Source organism: Stenotrophomonas sp. 2YAF22, assembly GCF_052114665.1.
GTDB classification, from domain to species: domain Bacteria; phylum Pseudomonadota; class Gammaproteobacteria; order Xanthomonadales; family Xanthomonadaceae; genus Stenotrophomonas; species Stenotrophomonas indicatrix.
Genome location: NZ_JBFRFE010000261.1, coordinates 1 through 5,477 on the forward strand (window position 1 = coordinate 1; position 5,477 = coordinate 5,477).

Annotated in this window: 5 protein-coding genes; 2 read left to right on the forward strand and 3 right to left on the reverse strand. The window is 68.7% G+C overall.

Annotated elements, in window-relative coordinates:
* Window positions 1-64: 64 nt before the first annotated feature.
* Genes msrA through msrB form a run of 3 tightly spaced genes read right to left on the reverse strand, consistent with a single transcriptional unit; the run spans window position 65 to window position 3,161 of the window.
* Window positions 65-802 (reverse strand): peptide-methionine (S)-S-oxide reductase MsrA, encoded by a 738-nt coding sequence (gene msrA / locus AB4Y84_RS11780; protein ID WP_088101640.1) that lies wholly within the window; start codon window positions 800-802, stop codon window positions 65-67.
* 14 nt (window positions 803-816) lie between these two features.
* Window positions 817-2,583, reverse strand: a complete 1,767-nt coding sequence (locus AB4Y84_RS11785) for a cytochrome c biogenesis protein DipZ (protein WP_442244753.1) — start codon at window positions 2,581-2,583, stop codon at window positions 817-819.
* Window positions 2,584-2,585: 2 nt separating this feature from the next.
* Window positions 2,586-3,161 (reverse strand): peptide-methionine (R)-S-oxide reductase MsrB, encoded by a 576-nt coding sequence (gene msrB / locus AB4Y84_RS11790; protein WP_442250170.1) that lies wholly within the window; start codon window positions 3,159-3,161, stop codon window positions 2,586-2,588.
* Between the two features lie 144 nt (window positions 3,162-3,305).
* Here msrB and AB4Y84_RS11795 point away from each other — a divergent pair, with 144 nt between their 5' ends.
* Window positions 3,306-4,025, forward strand: a complete 720-nt coding sequence (locus AB4Y84_RS11795) for a response regulator transcription factor (RefSeq protein ID WP_025878436.1) — start codon at window positions 3,306-3,308, stop codon at window positions 4,023-4,025.
* The coding region (locus AB4Y84_RS11800; RefSeq protein ID WP_442250171.1) for a sensor histidine kinase at window positions 4,022-5,477 on the forward strand (1,456 nt) is incomplete at its 3' end. The genes AB4Y84_RS11795 and AB4Y84_RS11800, both read left to right, overlap by 4 nt.

The window sequence follows — 5,477 nt, forward strand, 5'->3', positions numbered from 1 at the left end:
GGCCGGAAATCCCCGGCTGCGGAAGGGTGCGGTTGCCGGCCGGCGGCCGGCACTACCCGGGGTGTCACCGCATCGGCACCAACGCGGGATCGCGGCGGTACAACGCCGGGAACTGCTTGCCCAGCGCGGTCAGCTTGGGTGCGTCGTAGTAGCGGATGTACGCGGCCTGCGGGTAGTTGCTCATGTAGTTCTGGTGGTAACTCTCAGCCGGGTAGAAGCGCTGGCCGCTGCTCACCTGGGTCACGATCGGCGCGCGGTAGCTCCCCGCCTGACCGAGCTGACCGATGTACGCACGGCTTGCTGCCTGCTGGCGCGCGTCTTCGACGTAGATCGCCGAGCGGTACTGGCTGCCGTGATCGGGCCCTTGGCGGTTGAGCTGGGTCGGGTCGTGCACCACCGAGAAGAACACCTGCATCAACTGTCCATAGCTGACCTGGCGCGGGTCGTAGTCCACCTTCACCGCTTCGGCGTGGCCGGTGCGGCCACCGCTGACGCGCTCATAGCGGGCGTCGGCGGCACTGCCTCCGATGTAACCGGACACCGCGTTGCTCACCCCTTTGACGTGCTGGAACACGCCCTGCACGCCCCAGAAACAACCGCCGGCGAAGACCACGCTGGCGTGGCTGGCGTCATCGCGGAAGGCCGCATCACCGCTGGGCGCAGGCAGTGCCTGCAGCTGTGCCGTGGGCTCGGCCGGGGCGGCGATCGCGCTGTGGTCCACCAGCAGCACACCCGCGACCAGCGCGGTGGCGACCAGGCCGGCGACGCCGGCGGCAATGCCCTGTTCGAAGGAGAGTTTCATCGTGTGCTCCCGGTTCAACCGAAGGTGAAGGCGTAGGCCTGCACGCCTGCGTCGAGGAATTCGATCTCGAAACGATGCGGACCAATCGTGCCGCGCTGGCGGATCAGCTGGTACAGGCGGTGCTCGTTGACGGTGCCGGTGCCATCGGCGGCCACGTCGGCGCCGGCATCGGCCGCGGGCAATGGCTTGCCATCGAGCAGCACGCGGAAGCGCACCGGCTTGCCGTCCTCGCCCGGTGCCAGCACCAGATGCAGGTCGCGGGCGTGGAACTGGAACGCGATGCGGCCGCCGGCCTGCTGCAGTTGTGCAGCCTCATCGTTGACCCGCCACTGTCCGGACAGGCCCCACTGGTTCAGCGCCAGGATGGACGGCAGCGTGTAGCCGAATGCTGCGTCGGCGCGCTGCCCGCCCGGCGAGGCGAACTGCTCGGCACGTGCGTGGCCCAGGTAGGTTTCCGGCGAGCGCAGGTTGCCCATGTCGGCCTGCGTGGCCACGCCCAGCAGGTCAGCCGCGGCCGGATCAGCAGGCGGCGGCAGCTCGGTCTGCCCGGCTTCCACCAGCAGGCGGCGGATCACCTGTTCGGAGTGCGCGTAGTTGCCCTCGCCGAACTGATGCCCGCGGATGTTGCCCTGCGCATCGACGAAGTAGTGCGCCGGCCAGTAGCGGTTGTTGAACGCGCGCCAGATCGCATACTGGTTGTCGAGTGCGACCGGGTACTCGACCTTCAGCTGCTGCACGGCCTTCATCACGTTGCGCGGGTCGCGCTCGAACGCGAATTCCGGGGTGTGCACGCCGATCACCACCAGGCCATGGTCGCGGTAGCGCTGCGCCCATTCGTGCACGAACGGCATCGCACGCAGGCAGTTGATGCAGGAATAGGTCCAGAAGTCGATCAGCACGACCTTGCCATGCAGCTGCTCGCGGCTCAGCGGCGGGCTGTTGAGCCACCCGGTGGCGCCGTCCAGCGTGGGCAGCGTTCCTTCCACCGGCAGCGGCGCGCCTGCCTGGCCGGCTGCCATCATCATCATCATCGGCGGTGCTGCCGGCTGCGCATCGGGCACGGCATCCAGCAGGCCCTGTTCGATGCGTGCGGTGCTGACCGCGGACAGGCGGGTCAGCAGGCCGGTGTCCCAGCCCAGGCCGATCGCCACCACTGCCAGCAACGCTGCCACGCCGAGCACCCGGCGCACCACATTGCCCAGGCCGAGCCGGGCCTGCAGCGCGCGGAACACACGACCGCCCACCCACACCGCCAGCGCCAGCGCGGTGACTGCGCCCAGCGCGTAAGCCAGCAACAGCGAACTGGTGCCGACACTGGCGCCGTTCAGGGCGGCGCCGGTCAGCACCAGGCCGAGAATCGGGCCGGCGCAGGGCGCCCACAGCAGGCCGGTGGCGATGCCGATCAGCAGGGAGGTCCAGGCGCCGCCACGGCCGGCTGCATCCGCGGCGTCGGCACGCGCGCTCAGGCGCGCACCGATGCGCTGGAACGGCGCCAGCAGATGGTCGGCCAGGGTCGGCCACAGCAGCGCGATGGCGAACACGGCCATCAGTACCAGTGCCACCCAGCGGCCGATCTGGTTGGCCTGCGCCACCCACTGGCTGCCGACCGCCGCCAGGCTGGCAACCACGGTGAAGGTCAGTGCCATGCCCACCAGCAGCGGCAGGGTGCTGCGCACGAAAGGACGATCAGCGCGTGCGAACACGAACGGCAGCACCGGCAGGATGCAGGGGCTGAGGAGGGTCAGCACGCCCCCGAGATAGGCAAGCAGCAACAGCAGCATCATCAGGCTCCAGAAGCAGGGGAAGAACCGACCGGCACGCGCCAGTCGCCGGCGGCGTCCTGTTGCGCAGTCCCGGGCATGAACGCCATCGCGGCGCCGTTCATGCAGTAGCGCAGTCCGGTCGGCCGCGGGCCGTCGTTGAACACGTGGCCGAGGTGGCCGCCACAACGGYGGCAATGTGCTTCCACCCGCAACATGCCGAAGGTGGTGTCACGGTCCTCGCCGATGGCGTTGTGCAGCGGCGCCCAGAAGCTGGGCCAGCCGGTGTGGCTTTCGAACTTGGTGGACGAAGAGAACAGCGGCAACGCACAGCCGGCACAGGCGAACGTGCCCTGCCGATGTTCCTTGTTCAGCGGGCTGCTCCAGGGGCGCTCGGTGGCCTGCTGGCGCAGCACGGCATACTGCGCCGGGCTCAGCAGCCGACGCCACTCGGCATCGCTGCGGACCACCTCGAACTGTCGCGAAGGCCGTGCCTCGGCAACGGCTGGCGCCGCGCGGCTGCACGCGCCCAAGCCCAGCAGGCCGGCGGCGGTGACAGCACCGCCCAGGCCCAGCAGATGGCGGCGGGTGAGGGTCATGGTGGACTCCGGGAAGGGGCGACGGGGCCATGCTGCGCCCCCTCCGGTCAACGAATCCTCACGCAGGATTCAATTTTTCGTGAGGTATCCACGCCGCTCCCGCGCCACAATGCCGGCAGCCTCCCCACTGGCCCGAAGCTGCCGATGTCCGCCAAACGTGTCCTGATCGTTGAAGACGATGCCCATATCGCCGACCTGCTGCGCATGCACCTGGGTGATGAGGGCTATGAAGTCGCACACGCCGCCAGCGGCGATGCCGGCCTGCGCCTGATCGAACAGGAAGGTCCGTGGGATGCACTGGTACTGGACGTGATGCTGCCGGGCGTGGACGGTCTGCAGGTCTGCCAGCGCGCACGGGCGATGGCGCGCTACGTTCCGATCATCATCATCAGTGCGCGTGGCAGTGAAACCCAGCGCATCGTCGGCCTGGAACTGGGCGCGGACGACTACCTGGCCAAGCCGTTCTCGATGCCGGAACTGGTGGCGCGCGTGCGTGCGCTACTGCGCCGCGCCGAAGCCATGGCACAGAACGCGCGCATCGATGCCGGGGCGATCGAACTCGGGGGGCTGCGGCTGGACCCGGTCGCGCGTACTGCCGCCGTCGATGGCAATGCACTGGAACTGACCCCGCGTGAGTTCGAACTGCTGCTGTTCTTCGCCCGCCACCCGGACCAGGTGTTTGCGCGGATGGAACTGCTCAACCAGGTCTGGGGCTACCAGCACGACGGTTACGAGCACACGGTCAACACCCACATCAACCGCCTGCGCAGCAAGATCGAGACCGACCCGGGCAACCCGCGGCGCCTGCTGACCGTATGGGGGCGCGGCTACAAGCTGGTCGACCCGGCCGGGGCGGCAGCATGATCAAGCCGAACCTGTGGCAGAAACTGGCGCTGGTGATGTCGGCGCTGATGCTGATGTGCTGCATGGCGCTGCTGGCCTGGCAGATGCGCACCAATACCCGGCATGAGCAGGAAGTGGTGCAGCGACTGTCGCTTGGGTTGGCCGAGCACATCGCCCAGCGCAGCGAGCTGATGGACACCAGCGGCATGCGCGATGCGGCGGTGCGCGCATTGTTCGGCCAGCTGATGGCGGTCAACCCCAGTGTCGAGGTGTACCTGCTGGATGAGCAGGGTCGCATCCTCGGCCACGATGCGCCCAGCGGCCACCTGGTGCGCACCCGGGTGGACGTGGCACCGCTGCGGCGCCTGCTGTCCGGTGCACCGCTGCCGATCCTCGGTGACGATCCCCGCAGTGCCGATGGCCGCAAGGTGTTCAGTGTCGCGCCACTGGTGGTGCAGGGGCGGCAGGCGGGTTACGTGTACGTGGTACTGGTGGGCGAACACCGGCAGATGCTGGCCGACGATCTGGCCGCCGGCAGTCAATGGCACACCACGCTCTGGTCGGTGCTGTTGATCGGCGGGCTGGGCCTGCTTGCCGGCCTGGTGGCCTTCTACTGGGTGACCCGGCCCCTGCGCCAGGTCACCCGGCGCATACAGGCCTTCGACATCGACGCTCCGACGCCACTGCCAGCGCCGGTACCGCTGCGCGCGGGCGAGCGCGATGAACTGAAGATCCTCGAACATGCCCATTCGCAGATGGCACAGCGGCTGGGCGAGCAGTGGCAGCAGCTGCGCCAGCAGGACCTGCAGCGCCGCGAACTGGTGGCCAACATCTCGCACGACCTGCGCACGCCGTTGTCCTCGCTGCACGGTTACCTGGAAACGCTGGCGCTGAAAGAAGCCACGCTGTCGCCGCAGGAGCGTCGTCGCTATCTCGGTATCGCGCTGGCGCAGAGCGCCAAGGTCGGCCGTCTGGCCCGGGCGTTGTTCGAACTGGCGCGGCTGGAACACGGTGAAGTGCGGTTGGAGTGGGAAGTGTTCGCGCTGCCGGAACTGCTGCAGGACGTACTGCAGAAGTTCGAGCTTGCCGCRCAGGCACGTGGGCAGCACCTGCACGCTGATTTCCCGCCGGGCCTGCCGCTGGTGCGCGCCGACCTGGGTCTTGTGGAGCGCGTGCTGACCAACCTGCTCGACAACGCGCTGCGACATGCGCCGGACGGTGGCCGCGTGCAGGTGCAGCTGTCCGCGCTACCCGACAGTGTGCAGGTGGCGGTGCAGGACGATGGTCCCGGAGTGCCGCCAGCGCTGCGTGGGCAACTGTTCCAGGCGCCGGCGGCACTGGGGGCACGGCGTGGCGAAAACGGCGGGCTCGGCCTGCTGATCGTGCAGCGCATCGTGCAGTTGCATGGCCGCCGTATCGAACTGCGCGACAGCGAACAGGGCGCGCTGTTCGTGTTCGCCTTGCCGCGTGCAA

Coding starts and splice junctions, on each gene's coding strand:
- msrA (WP_088101640.1), bottom strand. CDS start 802: ATGAAACTCTCCTTCGAACAGGGCATTGCCGCCGGCGTCGCCGGCCTG.
- AB4Y84_RS11785 (WP_442244753.1), bottom strand. CDS start 2,583: ATGCTGCTGTTGCTGCTTGCCTATCTCGGGGGCGTGCTGACCCTCCTC.
- AB4Y84_RS11795 (WP_025878436.1), top strand. CDS start 3,306: ATGTCCGCCAAACGTGTCCTGATCGTTGAAGACGATGCCCATATCGCC.